This is a genomic window from Fundidesulfovibrio putealis DSM 16056 (assembly GCF_000429325.1).
Classification (GTDB): Bacteria; Desulfobacterota; Desulfovibrionia; order Desulfovibrionales; family Desulfovibrionaceae; genus Fundidesulfovibrio; species Fundidesulfovibrio putealis.
The window spans coordinates 1-19,086 of sequence record NZ_AUBQ01000020.1; the positions used below are offsets into that span (position 1 = coordinate 1).

Annotated in this window: 17 protein-coding genes; 8 read left to right on the plus strand and 9 right to left on the minus strand. The window is 57.5% G+C overall.

Translation table 11 applies throughout. From position 1 onward, the window contains the following. The 5 genes from G453_RS0116035 to G453_RS24610 form a co-directional block, all read left to right on the plus strand. The coding region (locus G453_RS0116035; RefSeq protein ID WP_027191872.1) for an ATP-binding protein at window positions 1-271 on the plus strand (271 nt) is incomplete at its 5' end. 332 nt (window positions 272-603) lie between these two features. Further along, window positions 604-2,424, plus strand: a complete 1,821-nt coding sequence (locus G453_RS27360) for a HAMP domain-containing methyl-accepting chemotaxis protein (protein WP_235731782.1) — start codon at window positions 604-606, stop codon at window positions 2,422-2,424. 483 nt (window positions 2,425-2,907) lie between these two features. Further along, window positions 2,908-3,360, plus strand: a complete 453-nt coding sequence (locus tag G453_RS0116045) for a hypothetical protein (RefSeq protein ID WP_027191873.1) — start codon at window positions 2,908-2,910, stop codon at window positions 3,358-3,360. A 300-nt stretch (window positions 3,361-3,660) separates the two neighbouring features. Beyond that, window positions 3,661-4,746 (plus strand): cache domain-containing protein, encoded by a 1,086-nt coding sequence (locus tag G453_RS0116050; RefSeq protein ID WP_027191874.1) that lies wholly within the window; start codon window positions 3,661-3,663, stop codon window positions 4,744-4,746. 44 nt (window positions 4,747-4,790) lie between these two features. Further along, the gene (locus G453_RS24610; protein WP_268870788.1) at window positions 4,791-6,746 is read left to right on the plus strand and encodes a PAS domain-containing sensor histidine kinase; all 1,956 of its coding nucleotides are present in this window, start codon (window positions 4,791-4,793) and stop codon (window positions 6,744-6,746) included. 725 nt (window positions 6,747-7,471) lie between these two features. Here the strand turns inward: G453_RS24610 and G453_RS28475 are convergent. Further along, entirely contained in the window at window positions 7,472-7,669 is a 198-nt protein-coding gene (locus tag G453_RS28475; protein WP_051272516.1) for a hypothetical protein, read from the minus strand. Here G453_RS28475 and G453_RS27365 point away from each other — a divergent pair. The 3 genes from G453_RS27365 to istB all read left to right on the plus strand — a co-directional run bounded on the left by G453_RS27365 (window position 7,592) and on the right by istB (window position 10,682). Further along, window positions 7,592-8,275 (plus strand): sirohydrochlorin cobaltochelatase, encoded by a 684-nt coding sequence (locus tag G453_RS27365; RefSeq protein WP_169725350.1) that lies wholly within the window; start codon window positions 7,592-7,594, stop codon window positions 8,273-8,275. The two genes, G453_RS28475 and G453_RS27365, sit on opposite strands and share 78 nt — an antisense overlap. Window positions 8,276-8,388: 113 nt before the next feature. After that, entirely contained in the window at window positions 8,389-9,894 is a 1,506-nt protein-coding gene (istA, locus tag G453_RS0116065) for an IS21 family transposase (RefSeq protein ID WP_027191875.1), read from the plus strand. Window positions 9,895-9,905: 11 nt separating this feature from the next. Then, window positions 9,906-10,682 carry an IS21-like element helper ATPase IstB gene (gene istB / locus G453_RS0116070; RefSeq protein ID WP_027191876.1) on the plus strand — a complete coding sequence of 259 codons (777 nt, stop codon included), beginning with the start codon at window positions 9,906-9,908 and terminating at the stop codon, window positions 10,680-10,682. Window positions 10,683-11,223: 541 nt separating this feature from the next. Here istB and G453_RS0116075 read toward each other — a convergent pair. The 8 genes from G453_RS0116075 to G453_RS0116110 are packed head-to-tail and all read right to left on the minus strand — an operon-like array spanning window position 11,224 to window position 18,892. Continuing rightward, a complete protein-coding gene (locus tag G453_RS0116075; RefSeq protein WP_027191877.1) occupies window positions 11,224-11,592 on the minus strand; it encodes an iron hydrogenase small subunit in 369 nt (122 codons plus the stop codon). 9 nt (window positions 11,593-11,601) lie between these two features. Continuing rightward, entirely contained in the window at window positions 11,602-12,870 is a 1,269-nt protein-coding gene (locus tag G453_RS0116080; protein ID WP_027191878.1) for a [FeFe] hydrogenase, group A, read from the minus strand. Between the two features lie 38 nt (window positions 12,871-12,908). Then, window positions 12,909-14,159 carry a [FeFe] hydrogenase H-cluster maturation GTPase HydF gene (gene hydF, locus G453_RS0116085; protein ID WP_027191879.1) on the minus strand — a complete coding sequence of 417 codons (1,251 nt, stop codon included), beginning with the start codon at window positions 14,157-14,159 and terminating at the stop codon, window positions 12,909-12,911. Continuing rightward, a complete protein-coding gene (gene hydE / locus G453_RS0116090) occupies window positions 14,123-15,136 on the minus strand; it encodes a [FeFe] hydrogenase H-cluster radical SAM maturase HydE (protein WP_235731783.1) in 1,014 nt (337 codons plus the stop codon). The genes hydF and hydE overlap by 37 nt, the downstream gene beginning before the upstream one ends. After that, window positions 15,133-16,527 carry an aspartate ammonia-lyase gene (locus tag G453_RS0116095; protein WP_027191881.1) on the minus strand — a complete coding sequence of 465 codons (1,395 nt, stop codon included), beginning with the start codon at window positions 16,525-16,527 and terminating at the stop codon, window positions 15,133-15,135. The genes hydE and G453_RS0116095 overlap by 4 nt, the downstream gene beginning before the upstream one ends. An 8-nt stretch (window positions 16,528-16,535) precedes the next feature. After that, the gene (hydG, locus tag G453_RS0116100) at window positions 16,536-17,933 is read right to left on the minus strand and encodes a [FeFe] hydrogenase H-cluster radical SAM maturase HydG (RefSeq protein WP_027191882.1); all 1,398 of its coding nucleotides are present in this window, start codon (window positions 17,931-17,933) and stop codon (window positions 16,536-16,538) included. A 1-nt stretch (window position 17,934) separates the two neighbouring features. Beyond that, on the minus strand, window positions 17,935-18,210 hold the full coding sequence (locus G453_RS0116105; protein WP_027191883.1) for a TM1266 family iron-only hydrogenase system putative regulator: 276 nt from the start codon (window positions 18,208-18,210) through the stop codon (window positions 17,935-17,937). 22 nt (window positions 18,211-18,232) lie between these two features. Continuing rightward, window positions 18,233-18,892, minus strand: coding sequence for a hypothetical protein (locus G453_RS0116110; protein WP_027191884.1), 660 nt, complete (start codon window positions 18,890-18,892; stop codon window positions 18,233-18,235). Between the last annotated feature and the right edge of the window lie 194 nt (window positions 18,893-19,086).

Consider the following 19,086-nt stretch of genomic DNA (forward strand, 5'->3'; position numbering starts at 1 on the left):
CTTCGGCCTGAAACCCTTCAAGACCTCAGAGGATGAGGATTTCCATGATCTGATCGCGGAGCGGTACGAGCGGTGCCCGACGATCATCACCAGCAATCTGGACTTCTCCGAATGGGGAGAAGCCTTCAACAACAAGCTCTTGGGGGCCGCGACCCTGGATCGCTTGCGGCACGGAGCATACAAGGTGGTCCTCGAAGGTCGAAGTTTCCGAAGCTCCAGGGAAGAGGCCATGATCAAAAACTGCGTTGCCGGTGCAGGGGAAAACAACTAGATGTTTAACACGTCCGAAGCCCGGAAACGCTGATCCAAGTGGCTCCATTAGGGGCGGACATGGGTGGCTCCATTAGGGCGGTCAATGACAGCATTGACGCGGATGTTGTCGCAGGAACAGTTGGAGGGAGTCGAAGGGGCTGTGAATACACCCTAACCCATCTGTCACCTGGGTCTTCTCGGTCCTCCTTCCTGGCCCTGCCCAGGACACCCATTGGATTTGCACGGGCTGGTCCCTTTCTGGGGCTTTACTTGAAAATGTTTGGGTTCTTAAATATGAAGACTGTGGGTGATTTGCTTGTTCTCACTTTTGGAAAGAAAAGGGGCAACAACGTGAAAAATTTGAAATTGCGGACCAAGCTTTTTCTTATTTCAGCTGTTTCTACGTTAATGGCTGCATTGTTGTGTGTCGTTGGTTACATTGGTATCGACGAAACTGACTCGTCATTAATGGAAGTCGCCGAAGTTAGGCTTCCAAGTCTTGTCGGATTGTATATGATGCAGAACGCTCAAATTGCAATATTATGTTCTGAACGATCGATGCTTGTTCCGGAGTTTGTCACTGAAAAAGAAGTAAATTTTCAAGAGCAACGTGTTTCAAATTTGATAAAGCTGGCTGAAAAAGGATTCAGTATTTACGAGCCACTGCCACAAACAAAAGAAGAAGAGATTTTATGGAAACAGTTCTTGCCTGTTTGGAAAGATTGGAAGGCATCTCAAGGGGAAATTATTTCGTTAGTTAAGCAAGGGAAAAGATCCGAGGCCATTGCATTGTCTACTGGACAATCACGATCCATTATACTGAAGTCAGAGAAATTGCTTGGTGATATCATCAATTTGAACAAGTATATTGCAGAAGAATCTTCAAAGATTGCATTGCCAATGGCCGAAAAGAGAAAGGTGCAGTTGTTTATTGTCGCAATATTGTGCATTATAATCTCAAATTCTATAGCTTTTTGGATTTCATTTCTAGTTACAAAGCCAGTTAAAAGAACAGTTGACTATTCAATTGCAGTTTCTGGCGGTGATTTAAACAAAAGTCTTGATATACAACAGAGTGATGAAATAGGAGTGTTGGCTGATAACCTCCGGATGATGGTTGAAAGCTTGAAGTTAAAGATCCAGGAGGCTGATCAAAAAAGCAATGAGGCCGCTATTGAAGCTGAGAAGGCTCAGCAAGCGACCCTTGAGGCCAACGACGCTAAAGCGAAAGCAGAACGTGCTAAAGCAGAGGGCATGCTTCAGGCTGCTCACCAATTAGATGGTGTCGTCGAAGTAGTCACATCTGCATCCGAAGAACTCTCGGCCCAGATCGAACAGTCGAGTCGTGGTTCTGAAGAACAATCGAATCGGGTAAGTGAAACTGCAACCGCCATGGAAGAAATGAACGCGACGGTTTTGGAAGTTGCGAGAAACGCTTCCCAGGCTGCTGAAACTGCCGACAAAGCCAAGCGCCAAGCCGAAGACGGTTCGCAGGTTGTTGCTCAAGTGGTCAAGGGGATTGGAGAGGTTCAATCATCTGCACTTGAACTCAAAACCGATATGACCTCCCTTGGCAAACAGGCCGAAGGAATTGGTCAAATCCTCAACGTCATTTCAGACATCGCTGACCAGACCAACTTGCTGGCTCTTAATGCGGCCATCGAAGCTGCGCGTGCTGGTGATGCTGGACGCGGCTTTGCGGTTGTCGCCGATGAAGTACGAAAGCTTGCTGAAAAGACCATGACCGCCACCAAAGAAGTCGGCGATGCCATTCGTGGGATTCAAGAGGGGGCACGGAAAAACATCTCCAACGTCGAACACGCGGTTTCAAAGATCGATGCTGCGACTGGGTTGGCGGGTAAGTCTGGTGAAGCACTGAACGAGATTGTATCTCTCGTTGAGAAAACAACTGACCAAGTCCGGTCGATAGCCACCGCATCTGAACAGCAATCGGCAGCCAGTGAAGAGATCAATCGGAGCATCGAGGACGTCAACCGGATTTCATCTGAGACATCCGATGCGATGAGACAATCCGCTCAGGCTGTTGGTGAACTTGCTCATCAAGCCCAGGTGCTCAAAAACTTGATCGACCAGATGAAGGATGAGGGCGGTGCAGGGTCGGGCTCTACTAGTACGGTTTTGGGTAGTCGAAAGACCTTGGCATTGACGTAGGATACAAAGAGCGAGCGTCGATCCTGGCTCAGACCAGGGATACACGAAGGGGGCCGCGCACCCTTTTCTACAAGGATGAGCACTGACGCGGGATTTGACGCAGGGGCAGCCGGAGAGAGTCACAGGGGATGTTATTTTTACCCTGGCCCGATAGTCTTCCAGGGCTTCCCGGCCCTCATTCCCGGTCAGGCCCAGACCTCTCCCAAATTCACGCGGGCTGGCCCCTTCCTGGGCCTTTCCCCTGGAGCTGGGGGATTGGTCTCCCCGGTCCGCCCCTCTTGCAGGAGAAGCGAGGTATGTCCCAATCACCGTTTTGCCGTGACCTAGAGTAGATGTACGTTTGCCACGTTTGGTTGACAGCGTTCACATAGCTACTAAATAGTAAAAATGACGATACTGGATGAGTAGTGTGTGAACTAGGTAACAAGAGGTCAAGCGATTTCGGTTAAGTTTCCCGGGATACTGGAAAATAGGACTGCTTGAATGGACTATGACAGATTGGAGTATTCACTCTTACTGGAAGACTGGGACTCCGTAGCGGATGAGATGATGGCTGCGGAGCACATAATTTCTTTGACTTGTTTTGAGCAGATGCTGCAAGAAAGGCGCATTTCTAGGTCCTCGTGGCTTACAATCATGTTGAACACTGAGATTTATAAGGTAAGTGCAAAATTTGATATGATGTTAAGAGCAATCCTGAGGTATACATGGGTAGACTCTGACGATGACTTGAGGTGGCATTTGGTGTCTGCTATACTTTCTCTTAACGGCTTTGACTTTTCTAATAAAACCGATGGTTTCGACTGTATATCTAGCATTGTTGAATTTGTTTCTAAATATATTGGGGTTACAGGTGCTGATGTTCTTAAGGTGGTTGAAAATCCCGACAGAGTTTCAATAAAATTGTTGATGGCAAGCCGCGCATGTCCTCAATAAACGTTACACCTCAATAACCAGCTAGATTGGCAACGATGGTGAGATATATTCATTCCCGGTGCATCCAGAAAAATATGCCCCGTTTCCTGCTGACTGAAATCTCGGCTGACCCTGACGCTCGTGGTGGCGAAGGACCAGTCGGGGTGAGTCAGAGTGGATGGGATTTTTACCCTTCGCCCTTTGTCTGCTGGTCCTTTTTCAGTCTGGCTCCGAGACTGGACATGACATTTTGAGGTGGATGCAGAAAGTTATTGAGGCGGTGAAGTGTTTAGGCATTTTGTGCCATTGTGCGGAGTAGCTATGCGCTTTATGCTTCCCAGCTCGGTGCGGGCCAACCTCCTCCTGGTCATTCTGGCTGGGATTCTGCCCATGGTTGTTGTCATCCTCTGGACGGGAGATGAACTCCGGAAAAAGGAGCAGCTAGAAGCTGAAGCGGGTTCACAGCTCATCTGCGGTAGCCTCGCCAGCCAGCAGGAAGCGATCACACTGGGAGTGAAGCAGCTCCTTTCTACTTTGGCTCAATTGCCAGAGGTCCAGGGGTTGGACGTCAAAAAGTGCTCTCTGCTCTTTGAGAACTTGCTCGAGCTTAATCCTCATCACGGGAACATCGTTCTATTGAACACGAATGGGGACGCACTGGCCTCGGGAAGAGCTTTCCTGAAGTCCAATATAATGCACTTAAAGCACGTTGCAGATGCAAAAAATCGCTTGGAGTTCTCAGCAGGTCAATATCAAGTTGGGTCCATCAGCAAGGTCCCTGTATTCTCCTTTGCCTTCCCGGTAATGGATTTTTCAGGTCGCTTGGTCGGGATACTCGCCACCAGCCTAAAGCTTGACCGCTATTACGCCATGTTTGAACTCACCGCCATGCCCCCCGGTACTGTGTTTGAGGTGTTGGACGACACTGGGGTTCGCATGGTTCGATATCCTGAGGGTGAAAAATCCAGAATCGGGACGCCCGTTTCGCCAAACGATTGGCTACAATATTTTGCGAGCGTTACGCCAAAAGGCTTGAAGCCGTATTTTGAGGACCATGAGGGCCATTCTGATCACATGGACGAGGATGACGCTCGCCGCCATTACATCTCCCGCCAGTTGAGACTCAATCCTGGCGGACCGCCCTATATGATCTTTACCGTGGGGATTCCTGAAGCCCAGATTATTGCCAAAGCTGATGCCGTTACCATAAGGTATCTCATCTGGCTTTCCGTGGCTTCGCTATTATCCTTGGCCACTGCATACCTTATAGGAAAACGGGGCTTGGTAATTCCTTTGAAGAAAATGGCTAACACCGCCAAGCAGCTTGAGAGCGGTGACCTAGAAGCTAGGACTGGGCTGGAATATCTGGTTCTATCGGCCTTGTCGCAAAGTCATTTGACCATTTAGCAAACGAGCTTAAGGCTCGAGAACTCGCACGCGGCAAGTCTGAAATTGCATTACAGCAGAGTGAAGAACGTTACCGCCGAATAGTGGAAACGGCCAGTGAAGGCATCATTGGCATGGACGTTGAGGGGTATGTCACTTATGTGAATGGCTCTCTATTACATATGCTTGGATACAATTTTGAGGAGATGCTCAGCAGGCATATAAAGGAGTTCATTTACCCAGAGGATTATGCGGACTACGATCGTCAAATTGCCTGCCGAAGTAATGGACTTCCTGGCTATTACGATCTGCGCTACAAAAAAAAAGATGGGGGGCCTCTCTGGTGCATGGTGTCCACAAGCCCTGTGATGGGAGTGGACGGCACCTACGAAGGCTCTTTCGCCATGCTCACCAACATAACGGAGCGTAAGTTGGCTGAAGAGGCCCTTGTCAAAAGCGAGAAGCTCTATGCCAACGCGATCGCTGCGACATCAGACGGCATCTGGGAATGGGACCTGACCACCGACGTGACATACTACAGTCCCCGCTGGTATGAAATGTTGGGGTACGAGGTCAACGCCTTTCCCATGAACCTGGAAGCATGGAAGAGCCTCTGTCATCCGGATGATCTCGAGGCTAGTATTGCAGCTATCCAGGTCTGTTTAGCATCTGCGGAGAGCTTGAGCTTTATGATTGAGTTTCGCATGCGGGCAAAGAGCGGAGCGTGGCGTTGGATTCGTGGACGGGGAAATGTCGTTGATCGCGATGCGCAGGGCAAGCCCAGAAAGGTCGCTGGCACCAATGCCGACATCACCGAGCGTAAATTGGCCGAAAGGGCTTTGCAGGAAAGTGAAGAGCGTTACAAACGCCTCGCAGACAATGCACAGGACGCAATCTTCCTGGCAGACGATTCCGGGAACATTTTGGATGCAAACCGCCATGCCCGCGAAACGCTCGGCTATTCACGCGAAGAGTTCACCCATATGCGCGTATGGGATATCGACTTGTCGGCTACCCCGGAATCATACTCTAGGTTGATAGCCACATGTCTGGCCCAGGGGGTGGTGACGGTGTTCGGATCGCACAGACGTGCAGACGGCACGGAGTATCCGGTCGAAGTTCAAACGTGCGTGTTTCAGGAGCAGGGGAGCAATTTCATCCTCGGCGTGGCAAGGGACGTCACGGATCGGATGAAAATGCAGGAACTCATGATCCAGACTGAGAAAATGATGAGCGTGGGAGGCTTGGCGGCTGGCATGGCGCATGAAATCAACAATCCCTTGAGTGGCATTTTGCAAAGCCTTCAGGTGATCAAGAGAAGGCTCAAAGAGCCGAGCGCATTGAGCGAAAGGGCGGCTTCAGAATCAGGGTGTACCTTCGAATCCATTCAAATATTTCTCGCGGCCAGGAAAATCTTCAACTTTCTTGACGCCATTGAGGAGTCAGGGAGGAGGGCTTCTCAGATTGTAAGAAGCATGCTGTCGTTTAGTCGCTGCGATTCGTCCGGGCATCAGCCAGTAGAAATTAAATCACTTCTCGATAAGTCACTGGAGTTATGCGCCACAGATTACGATCTGAAAAGCAATTATGATTTCCGCAACATCAAAATCATTAAGAACTACGACAGTCGGTCGCCAAGCGTGATGGGTTTGGCCACCCAGATTCAACAGGTGTTAATGAACATCTTGACTAACGCGGCTCACGCCATGGTTGGATCAAGGGAGCCTTGTTTAGTTTTGTCCACACGCCTTGAGGACGGCATGGTGCAAATTGACATCAAGGATAACGGGCCGGGAATGGCCGATGAATTGCGCAGAAAAGTATTTGAGCCGTTCTTCACTACCAAGGAAGTTGGTAGTGGGACGGGGCTTGGCTTTTCTGTGTCGTATTTCATCGTGGTCAATCATCATCGCGGGACCATTGAGGTCGAGTCCGAGTCCGGGAAAGGTGCGCATTTCATCATTCGCCTACCGTCCGCACTAGACAGGGAGGCTCCTCGCGCCCCATTGGCCCAGCGGTAAGGGGAGCGGACTGCTGATCGTCGCTGGCGTCGTCGCACTTGCTCTGGTGGGCTTGGCGATCAAGCGTGTCATGGGAAAATCGGAATCTCGGCCAGAAGTACGAATCCATTTTGATCAGTACATGGAGCGCGTTGGGGTGGCGCACCTCGCAGAGCGATCTTTCTTTCACATCAGCGGTGGAGAGCGGCAGCTGGTGCTGATCGCCAGGGCCATCGCATCTGGGTGCGAAACGCTTCTGTGGACGAACCCTTTTCTTCCCTGGACCTGGACAAACAGGTCCGCACGCTCAGATTGCTGTATGATTTGGCAGAACAGTCAAACATCGGCATCATGTTCTCTACGCACCAGCCAGACCATCTGCTGGCTGGACACTGCTCCGTTCTCGTTCTGGACAATGAGACCCCCCAGGCCCGGCATTTGGCCAGCGAAAGCGTAAATGGCGCTGTTCTATCAGAAGTATACGGGACCGAAGTTGACGTTATTCATGTTGACAGAGACCGTACGCATTCAAGACATGCCGTCGTAAATTTCAGCGACAGGCTGTAGCTTCTCCATTCCCTTTTACAATCATTACGAATACAAATTAGCGAGGCCACAGACGTGATTGTTTCTTCCTCACAGAGTTCCGATTCTCAATCTGCTTCCTCCCATGACCACGACCATGACTGCTCTTGCGGACACGGGCACAACACCATGACCATGGCGCTGAACATGACCACAGTTCTTCAGACCACCACGGGCATGACCATGACCACGAGTGCTGCGAGGGCCATGACCACCACGACCATCACCACGGGGAGCACTCGGGAACGCCCAAGGCCCGCATAGGGAAAACCGCCATCCTTTTGGCGGCTTTCGGCTGCGCTCTTGACGATGTCCAGCTGCATTTCGAAGCGTTTGAAAGACAGGTGCGGCTTAAACACCCCGGTCTGGATGTCCGCTGGGCCTTCACGGCCAACAGGATACGCGCGAAACTTCGCCAGCGCGGCTATCCGTGCAGTTCCGTGGCGGAGGCATTGTCGCAGATGATCGACGAGGGCGTGAGGCATGTGGTGGTGCAGTCGCTGCACACGGTCCCGGGAGTGGAATACGACTGGACGGTACAACAGGCCATGGGAATGCTGCACCCCAGGAAGGGGCTCAGTGACGTAAGCGTCGGTTCGCCCCTGCTTCACGACCCGCAGGACATCATGCGGGCCGCGCAGGCTGCGGTGGACTATATTCCGACCGCGCGGGAGGAGTCGGATGCCGTGGTCCTTGTGGGACATGGCACATACCACGCAGGCCAGGCCTTCTACATGGCCTTCGAGAGCGCAATTTCCCGGCTCGTCCCGCAGGCCGTTGTGGGGACGCTTCTCGGCGAACCGGGGCTGTCCGCTGTCAAGGAGCGCCTTGCCCGGATGGGCGCCAGACGCGTTTTCCTGGTGCCGTTAATGTGTGTTCCCGGACACCACGTCCGTGTTGTCGGCGGCCACCCATATAGAGCCAAACCAGGGCCGGGGTGTCGTGCCATAGCGTGGCCAGGGTAATGGAGCCACCAGGACATGATCTGGACGATGCACATCAGCTTCGCTTGAGCTTCCGAAACGGCTATCCCCCTTCATCACACTTGGAGGGAATGATGGCAAACCGGAGGTTCGCGGTGCATGAAATTCGCAATATCATCAGCAGAATGCGCTTGGGAGAAACGAACCGTCAGGTTTCTCAGGTTGGGCTAATGGGCCGCAACAAAGCGGCGGCGTTACGCCGTACCGCGCTCGAGCAAGGATGGCTCGATCCAGGTTCCCCCATGCCGTCCAACGAAGCCATCGCTCAGATTGTTGGGCGCCGAGTAGTCCAGAAACAGGATTCATCGGTCGAGCCTTATGCTGAGCAGGTGCTGGCCTGGGCCAAGAGCGGTGTCACGGGCGTGGCCATCCATCAGACCCTGGTGCGCAACTTTGGTTTCAGCGGGGCGTACAACTCCGTGAAACGCTTCCTGCTACGGCATCGGGAGACGGAGCCAGCGACGATTATCCTGGACTTCAAGCCAGGGGAGGCCGCGCAAGTGGACTTTGGGACAGGACCGCCGGTTGTGGATTTCCGGACCGGTGAGGTGTTCAAAACTTGGTTCTTCGTCATGACCCTAGCCTTCAGTCGGCATCAGTACGTGGAGTTCGTCCTGGACCAGAGGGTGGAAACCTGGTTGGGCTGTCATCGGCGCGCCTTTGAGTCTTTCGGCGGAGTTCCCCGAAAAGTGATTCTCGACAATCCTAAATGTGCAATCACTAAGGCCTGTTACTACGACCCCGAGGTGCAGCGTGGCTATGCGGAAAGCGCGGAAGGCTATGGTTTTCTCATCTCTCCTTGTCCAGTTCGCGATCCGGCCAAAAAGGGCATCGTCGAGTCCGGTGTGAAGTATGTGAAGAAGAACTTCCTGCCGTTGCGTGAGTTCCGCGACCTGGCCGACCTCAACCGCCAGGCCGGTGAATGGGTTCTGGGAACGGCCGGCAATCGTATCCACGGGACCACCAGGGAATGCCCTCTGACCCGCTTTGCTCAGGTGGAAAAGGATTTCCTGAGAAGGCTGCCCGACGTGGCCCCGGAACCGGCTGCATGGGCACAGGTAAAGTTGCACGGCGACTGCCATGTCCAGTTTGAAAAACGCCGGTACTCCGCGCCATTCACGTTGGTCCATCAAACCCTTTGGTTGCGCGCCAGCGAGAAAAGCGTCCAGATTTACCACGGTCAGACTTTGGTGGCCATGCATCCCAGGTTGCGGAACCCTGGCCAGCGTTCAACGGTTCATGATCACCAGCCACCCGAGGCTCGAGCTTATCTTATGGCCGATCCTCAGTGGTGCCTGGAAAAGGCGGAAAAGATCGGTGCTTGCTGTCGGGAGTTGGTGGAGGCCTTATTCGAGCACAAGGTGCTCGACAAACTGCGCGCGGCGCAAGGCGTTATCCGTCTCGTCGGCAAGTTTGGAAACAATCGCCTGGAAGCGGCCTGTGCCCGCGCCCTTGCGCACGGCACGCCAACCTACGGCTCGTTGAAGAAGATATTGGAGAAGGGACTGGATCAGCAGCCGCTTTCGTCACCGCTCACCTTGAGTGCGGTTTACGGCGGCCAAGCCCGTTTCATCCGCCCGACCCAACTCAGGTTGCAGTGAGGACGTCTATCATGCATCCCATGCCGCAACTTTTGCCTCTGCTCAAACAGTTACGCCTGTCCGGTATCCTCGATTCCTTGGAAGTGCGGAACCGCCAGGCTGTGGAACAAAAACTATCCTACACGGATTTCCTGGCCATGCTCATCGAGGATGAACTCGCCAGGCGGGAACAACACAAATTTGCCCAACTTCAGCGCCGGGCTGGCTTCAATACACAAAAGACTCTGGAATCTTTTGATTTCACGTTCAATCCAGGCATCAACCAATCCCTGGTCATGGACTTGGCCACCTGCCGCTTCATGGACGAGAAGGCCCCGGTACTCATCGTGGGGCCGTGCGGGACGGGCAAGAGCCACTTGGCCCAGGCGCTTGGGCACATGGCCGTACGCCGTGGACATGACACGCTTTTCACCTCTCACGCAAAGCTCCTCGGCCAGATGTCGGCGGCTAGAGCCGTGGGAAACTATGAGCGAAAACTGGCCCATCTGGCCAAGATCGAGCTGCTCATCATCGATGATTTCGGACTCAAGCCTATGCGGCCGGGGCAAGACGAGGACTTCCACGATGTCATCGCCGAGCGCTATGAGCGCAGATCGACTATAGTCACCAGCAATTTGGACTTCAATGAATGGAGTGAGGCTTTCCACAACAAGCTGCTGGGAGCTGCGACCCTGGATCGCCTTCGGCATGGAGCCTATCGGGTAACTTTGGATGGAAAAAGCTACCGCTCCCCAAGGGCCAGTGGAGAGAATGAAGGCCCAGCCAAAACTGAAGAGAAAGGCGGATAAGGAATGGCTGGATCAGATCCAGCCGTCAAAAACCAACGGAGCAAGAGCAAAGCAGAACGCATCGTTCGCTGGCTTCATTAACCCGGCCATGGCTGGATCGATTAGGGTGGCCATTGACACGTGTCGACATATTCGGGGATTCAGCGCGCTCGTGGCTCCACTCCCTTTCATCCGTCGGACTGGAGGTGATGCCCGTCGAAAAGGGATCTCTTCTTCACGACGGTTTCCAGACTATCTGGCTGGATCATCTTGATGAAGCGCTTTCAAGGCTCACTGTACAGATGCGCAAGGAAGGGAGGGCATGACGTTAAGGCCTGAGGCAGATTTTTCTTCACGAAACAGCTGGCAAGAAGAGTCAGGCCGACAAACGTCCGTTTGCCAAGAGCCGGGCCACCACCACGATCTGGAACAGTCGGCTCAGTGAATTCAGCCGTGGGGGGTAAGTCCTGAACAGGGAGGCGAAGCATCCCGCGCCAGAGTCGGCAAGAACGCCCTTGGGTCAGGTTCCCCCTTCCCGCAGGCGATGACGCGTTACATCAGCCTAGAAGGGATACGGTCCTTCAAATTCCTTCTGGCGCGGGTTGGGGAACTTCCCAGCAGCCTTCAGGGCGGCGATGTTCTTCGAGCGATCCGTGAAGTGCATGTGCAGGAACTGCTCGGCCTTGTGGCTCATGGGCTTTTCCAGCCAGTTCTTGTACAGGGCCTTCACCTGGGGGTTGTCCTGGGAAGCCCTGATCTTGAACTTGACATCAGCGCCATAGACCCCGTTGATGCGGTCCATCATGAATTCCTTCAGTTGCTTGGCGGCAGCGACAGCCTGCTTGGTGGTACGCAGGCCGATGACCAGCCCTCCTGCCACCACGCAGGAAGCCTTCAGGAACTGGCGGCGGGTGAAGTCGGCAATGCTCATATTCACCTCCTATGCCTTGTTGGTGTTGTACATTTCGAGGCGCTTGCGCAGACCGGCGTAGAGTTTGGTGGTCTTCCATTCCATGGAGGTCAGAACGCCCGGCATGACGGGCTGGCCGCCGCCGCAGACGCAGCCGCCGGGGCAGGTCATGATTTCAATGAAGTGATAGGGCGACTTCCCGGCCCTGATCTCCTCAAGGATGGGCTTGGCGTTCTTGAGTCCGTTCACCACGCAGACCTTGAGGTCCACGTCGCCGACCTTCACGTCCGCCTTCTTCACGCCGTCAATGCCACCGCGCACGAGCTTGAAGTCCATGCTCTGGGGCGGCTTTCCGGTGACGGCCTGATAGGCGAAGCGCAACGCCGCCTCCATGACGCCGCCAGACACACCGAAGATGGTCGCGCCGCCCGTGGAAGCGCCCATGAGGGGGTCCACCTTGTCGGTCTTGACCTTGGCGAAGTCGATGCCCGCCTTCTTGATCATGTAGGCCAGTTCGCGGGTGTCGATGGTGGCGTCGATGTCCTGGTAGCCGCTGGACCACAGGTCCGCGCGCATGCCTTCGTACTTCTTGGCCGTGCAGGGCATGATGGACACGGTGTAGATCTTGGAGCGGTCCACCTTGATGTTGTCTGCCCCGTAGGTCTTGGAGAGCGCGCCGCACATGCCGATGGGCGACTTGCAGCTGGAGAGGTACGGGAGCAGGTCCGGGTAGAAGGACTCCACATACTTGTGCCAGCCCGGGCAGCAGGAGGTGAACTGGGGCAGAGGCTTGTCGATCTTCTTGGTCAGCCTGCCGACAAGTTCCGAGCCCTCTTCCCAGATGGTCACGTCGGCGGCGAACTCGTTGTCCCAAGTGTGGTCGAAACCGAGAGCCTTGAGGGCGGCCAGCATGTGATCGGTGCTCACGGACCCGACGGGCATGCCGAAGCAGTCGCCCAGGGCGTAGCGTACGGCGGGCGCGGGCATGGCGATCTTCTTGATGCTCTTGTCCTTGAGCTTGGCCGTAATGGGCGTCACCCAGGACTGGGCTTCGTAGATCGCGCCGACCGGGCAGTGGGTCAGGCACTGGCCGCAGTTGACGCACAGGGGCTCGTAGGGGATGGAGTGCGGCCCGCCGGATTCGCCGAAGATGGCTCCGGTGGGGCAATAGCCCATGCAGGTGTCGCAGCCGATGCACTTCTTCTCGTCGATCTGGATGAAAAAGAGCTTATCCGGATCGTCCTTGGGATTGGGAGCATGATCTTCGTAGAAGATTTTCTCCATTTCGATGCGCGCCATGGATAGTCCTCCAGGTGTTGGGGGTTGGATCGAGAGCCTCAGCCGGGTTTTCGCACCTCCTTGGGTTGGGCTGATCGAAATGCCTCCAGCGCGGCGGGAAACGGCTCCAGCGCCCGTTCAAGCACGCCTTGTAGCCGCGAGATAGCCACGCCGTAGTTTGTGACGGGCACGCCTGCCGCCTTGGCGGCGTGCATGCGCGAGAGCATGTGGCGGCGCGTGATGACGCACCCTCCGCAGTGAATCACCACTTTGAACGATTCCAGGTCCTCGGGGTAATCCTTGCCCGAGGCCAGCACGGCTTCGACGCCCCCACCGGCATACTGGTTGATCCAGCGGGGAATCTTCACCCGGCCGATGTCGTCGGCCAGGGGGTGGTGGGTGCAGGCCTCGGCGATGAGCACCCTGTCGCCCGGTGCGAGTGTGTCGATGGCCGCAGCCCCGGCGGCCAGCGCGGGCAGATCGCCCTTAAAACGGGCCATGAGGATGGAGAACGTGGTCAGAGGGATTTCGCGCGGAGTGTCTGCTGACGCTTTGAGCACCACCTGGGAGTCACAGACCACGATGTCGGGTCTGCGGGGCAGGTTCTCCAGTGCGTCGGCCAATTCCCGCTCCTTGACCACCAGGCAGGACGCGTCCGAATCCAGGATGTCCCGGATGGCCTGCACCTGCGGCAGGATAAGCCTGCCCTTGGGAGCCCCCAGGTCGATGGGCACGACCAGCACGGCCAGCCCGCCCGGCGGCACGAGATCGCCAAGGAGCCTGGGTTCCTCGAACCATTGCTCCGGGCTTTTCTCAATAAGCAGGCTCTTCAGTCCGCCGAGGCCGGAGCCGTCGCTTGCGCTCACGCCCTGGACCGCCAGACCCTTTTCCCGCAGGGACGCTTCGAAGGCCGGGGACAAGGGGGCGAGGTCGGTCTTGTTCACCACCACCACGAAGGGGATGTTCTTCTCGGCCAGAAGGTCCGCCAAAGTCTGTTCAAACTGGCCGAACTGACCGTCCCCGGTAACCAGAAGTGCCAGGTCCGTTCTCGCGAGCACGTCCAGGGAACGGCCCGCCCGCAGCTCTCCCACCGGGCCTTCGTCGTCCAGACCGGCTGTGTCCACGAAAAGAACCGGCCCCAGGGGGGAAAGCTCCATGGCTTTTTCCACCGGGTCCGTGGTGGTTCCCGGCTGGCTGGAGACGATGGCCGCCTGTTGTCCGGTCAGCGCGTTCATGAGCGAGGATTTGCCCACGTTGCGCCGTCCGAAAATGCCTATGTGCAGGCGCAGGCCCTTGGGGGTCTCTCGCATTGGGTACGTCCTCCGAGTCCTTCTCCGATGGTTCTCCCGGCCCCCAGGATGGTGCGGCGAGCTTCGTCCAGGCCCACGCGGGCCTTTCCGTCGTAAATGCGGTATTGCGCCCGACGTGTGGCCGGGGTGAAGTTGGGCATGAGTACGTCCGCCCCGGCGCGAAGGGCGGCGTCCTGGCCGGTTTCGCACAGGGTTGCCAGGGCGGTGGTGGCTGGCAGGTGAATGCGCGAAAGCATAAGCCTCAGTCCGGCGACCATGCGCAGGGTCGTTTCCACGCTGCCGCCCGGGTGGTTGGAAAGGGGGGTGTCCGCCTGGGGCACGAACGGCCCCACGCCGCACATGTCCGCGCCCAGCGCGCGGACGAGTTCCACATCCGTCGCCAAGTCCTCTTCGGTCTGTCCGGGCAGGCCCACGATGAACCCCGTGCCCAGCTCATAGCCCAGGCGCTTCAGCGCGGTCAGGCACTCCAGGCGCTCCCCGAGCGTCTTGCCCGGATGCATGCGCGCATAAAGTTCCGGGTTGGCGGTCTCGTGCTTCATGAGGAAGCGGTCCGCGCCCGCCGCCCGCCATGCCTCGTAGTGTGAGACGGGTCGTTCTCCCACGGAGAGGGTCACGGCCATGTCCGCCCTGTTCTTGATGCTGCGCACTATCCAGGAGATGTCGCGCACGGAGTAGGCCAGGTCGTCCCCGGACTGGAGAACCACCGTACGGATGCCCTGCCGGAAAACCGCCACCGCCAGGTCCGCCACCTCCTGGGGCTCCATCCAGTAGCGCTCCAGGTTGGTGTTCACCGTCCGCAGGCCGCAATACAGGCAGCTGCGGCAGCAGCAGTTGGAGAATTCGATGATGCCGCGCAGGTGGACGTCGCCGCCCAGCGCGCGTCGACGGGCGAGGTCGGCGGCCCGCATCAGTTTCCCGAAGGGCGTGTCGAACAGGAACCGCCGGACGTCGGCGATGGTGGCAGAGGATGCCATCATGAGTACCCCAGCGCGGTCATGCTCTCCGGGGAGAGCAGGCGTTCAAGCTGCTCCGCCGACAGCACGCCGGATTCAAGAGCGGCCTGACGCAGGCCGATGCCTTCGCCCCGCACCCTGGCCGCGATGGCCGTGGCCGCTTCGTAGCCTATGACCGGCACCAGGGCCGTCACCGCGCACCAGGAAGCCTCCACATGGGACGCGCAGCGGGCTTGGTCCGCCTCGATGGCGTCCACGCAGCGCACGCGGAACATCGTGCCGGTGTTTATGAGCAGGCTGACGGCGTCCAGAAGGGCCTGGGCCATGAGCGGCGAAAAGGCGTTCAGTTCAAGCTGCCCCAGCTGCGCGGCCTGGGCCAGCGCGTGGTCCTCGGCCATCACCCGGATGGCCGCTTGGCCCACTGCCTCGCAGATCACGGGGTTGACCTTGCCGGGCATGATGCTGGAACCGGCCTGGACCTCGGGCAGATGCAGCTCGCCAAATCCTGCGGCGGGGCCTGAGGCCAGAAGCCGCAGGTCCGAGGAGATCTTGAAGAGGTTCACCGCGTGCGCCCGCAGGATGCCGCTGACTTCCACCAGGGCGTCATGGTTCTGGGTGGCGTCCACCAGATTCTCGGCCCGGGCCACGTTCATGCCGGTCACCTGCCGCAGCTTCTCCACGACGAGAAAGATATAGCGCCTCGGCGCGGCCAGCCCCGTGCCGATGGCCGTTCCGCCCAGGTTCACAACGCGCAGACGCTCCCGGCACTTGAAGATGCGCCAGCGGTCGCGGCCAATGGCCTCGCCATAGGCGGAAAAGGTCATTCCCAGAGTCATGGGAACGGCGTCCATGAGCTGGGTGCGCCCGAGCTTCAGCACCCCGGCAAACCGGTGCTCCTGGCTTTGGAAAGATTCCTGGAGGGCCGCAACCACCGGTTCGAGCTGCCCCAGCAGATCAAGCGCCGCGATCCGCAGGGCCGTGGGAAAGACGTCGTTGGTGGACTGGTGCAGGTTCGCATGACGCAGGGGGTGGACCCTTTGGTACTCCCCCCTGCGCCCGCCGAGAATCTCTTCCGCCCGGTTGGCCAGCACCTCGTTGACGTTCATGTTGGCCGAGGTGCCAGCGCCGCCCTGCAAGGCGTCCACAACCACGTGCCCGGCCAGCCTGCCGGAGATCATCTCTTCGCAGGCCTGGGCAAGCGCGCCCCCGATGGGCTCATCCAGAAAGCCGAGTTCCACGTTGGCCAGGGCGCAGGCCAGCTTGACCCTGGCCAGGGCGCGCACCAGGGCCGGGTGCGCTGGCCTCCCGGTGAGAGGGAAGTTATCCAGCGCCCTGGCCGTGTGGATGCCATACAAGGCGTCCCCGGGGACCTCCCTTGAGCCCAGGAGATCGTGCTCGGTACGGATTCCCGGCATATGCGTCCTCAGCAGAAGACGTCCCGGCGTCCCTGGTCCACCTTGTCGATGAGCCCCTTGGCCAGCTTGCCAACGGCGGGGTCCATGTCTCCGAGTTCCTTGCTGATCACCCGCGCGCCTGAGGTCTTGGTGGCGTCCCCGGCGTAATCCAGCAGGTATTCCTCGAAAGAAGCCAGGGCGTTGGGGGCGCATTTACGCTTGATGAGTCCCGGCTTGGCCAGATCCATGAAGTCCTTGCCGGTGCGGCCAGTGCGGTAGCAGGCCGTGCAGAAGGACGGCACGAAGCCAAGCTCGGCCACGTCGCGCACCACCTCTTCCAAGCTGCGGTGGTCGCCCAACTGGAACTGCTGCGATTCGGCCACCTCGTTGTCGCTGTAGCCGCCGGGGTTGGTCCGGCTGCCCGCCGATATCTGGGAGACGCCCATGTCGAAGGTGGCACGGCGGATGTCCGCCGACTCGCGGGTGGACATGATGATTCCCGTGTAGGGCACGGCCAGGCGCAGGATGGCCACCAGCTTCTTGAAGTCCGCGTCCGACACGGGATGCGGCGGCGCAGCGGCCACGTCGGAACCGAAGGCGGGCTCCATCCTGGGGACGCTTATGGTGTGGCAGCCGAAGCCGAAGGTCTTCTCCATGTGGGTTATGGTGTCCATCATGGCCAGCACCTCGAACTTCCAGTCAGCCAGACCGAAGAGCACGCCCATGCCCACGTCGTCGATGCCCGCCTCCATGGCTCTGTCGAACACGGTGGCGCGCCAGTCGAAGTCGCGCTTGCGTCCGGCCTTGTGCATCCTGGCGTAGGTTTCGCGGTGGTAGGTCTCCTGGAAGCACTGGTAGGTGCCGATTCCGGCGGCCTTGAGTTCCTTGAAGGTCTCCACGTCCAGCGGGGCCACGTTGGCGTTTATGCGCCGTATCTCGCCGTTGCCGGACTTGACGCTGTAAATGGTGTCGATGGATTTGAGGACGTAGCCGAAGCCCTCCTCCGGGTAGGATTCGCCCGCCACCAGCAGGATGCGCTTCTGTCCCTGCTGGATGAGGATTTCCGTCTCACGGGCGATTTCCTCCTGGGAGAGGGCGCGCCGCGCCAACTGCTTGTTGCTGACCCGGAATGCGCAATAGAGGCATTCGTTGGAGCACAGATTCGAGATGTAAAGCGGTGCGAAGAGCACCAGACGGTTTCCGTAGATGTCCTCCTTGACGCGCCGGGCGGCCTCAAAGAGTTCGGCGGCCAGTTCCGGCGATTCCACGGAACACAGGGCCGCCACGTCACTGGCGTCCAGGCCGTTCATCTCAAGGCCTTTGGACAGTATCTCCCGTATCTGCCCGGCATCGACGGTGTCCGCCTTTGCAAGGGATGCGGCAATTTTGCCTTCGTCGAGCCAATGCGCAGAAGTATCCCCACCCATGTCAGACTCCTTTGCCCCGGCAACGCCCGGGGCCGCCGAATAGCATTGTCCTGGCCTCCACCCCCGGGAGCATCCCGAGTTTACCCGTGAACGCCCCAAGCTCGTCCGTGTCTGCCTCCACGATCAGGGCGATGACGCTCGAACCGCACTCCCTGAAGGGCAGGCCGATGCGCCCGTGAATCAATTCACCGTGTTCGCTGATGATTCTGTTGATGGATTCCGCCGAGTTTTCCCGGCTCTGGGCCATCACTGCCACGACTCCCACACGCCGCTGCATGCCCCCCCCAAATGTAAGACGGTTAAAAGGCCCTCCCCAGAATGATTGAACGGTAGAGCCTGTCCGTGGGGCCGGTCCGCCTGGCCGCGAGGCCGACCCCGTTCAAACCGCGAAGGACTCTCCCCACTACTTTTCTGGCAGCCCTGAGCGCCTCCTGCGTCATTCCGAATCCGGTTTGCGTCCCGGTTTCCACCACATGGAACGTCACCTGCGCGGGGCCGGAGTCGATCAACGACAGCCGCGTCAGGGCCGCTCCCATCGCGTCCCTGAACAGGTCCAGGCCGCCGGAAAGCCCGCAGGCAAGGTTCAGGCCCGGCCAGTCGAACGACCAGACACTTCCGGGCCGACCGCCAAGCGAAGCCGCCAGGGCCACATGAACGTCGCAGGCCCTGTAGAGCCAGGCCTCGATGCCCCGGAAATCCCCGCCGCAGTACGCCAGCGTCACCTGCGGTCCCGGCTCGGACTGGAGCAGCGCGTCGATGACGCAGCAGCCCAGAGCCTTGTCCCCAAGCAGGATGTCGCCGAACCCCAGGACGCAGCCGGTCGGCTTGACGTTCGGGAGAGCACTCCCTTCGTCGACAGGTAGAGGAGTCAAGCCCGGATAAGCGCTCATGGAGCAGGTGTCGGCGTGAACTGTTTCGCGGTCGCAATGGCAGGTGCTTTCTGTCTTCCCAGGTCCCATGATTGCCCTCTTGACATACGTATTACGAAAACATGCTACTTATGTCTTTGGTTACACCTCATGTCAACCTGGGTGCGCGCGGGAAGCCGAAAAAAGCTGTTTGTTGTCAGTGTATTGTACTCCATGATTAAATTATTGAAAATCGTGTAACCATTGACAGCAAATAATAAGATTAGTAACACGAGCCTTCGTAA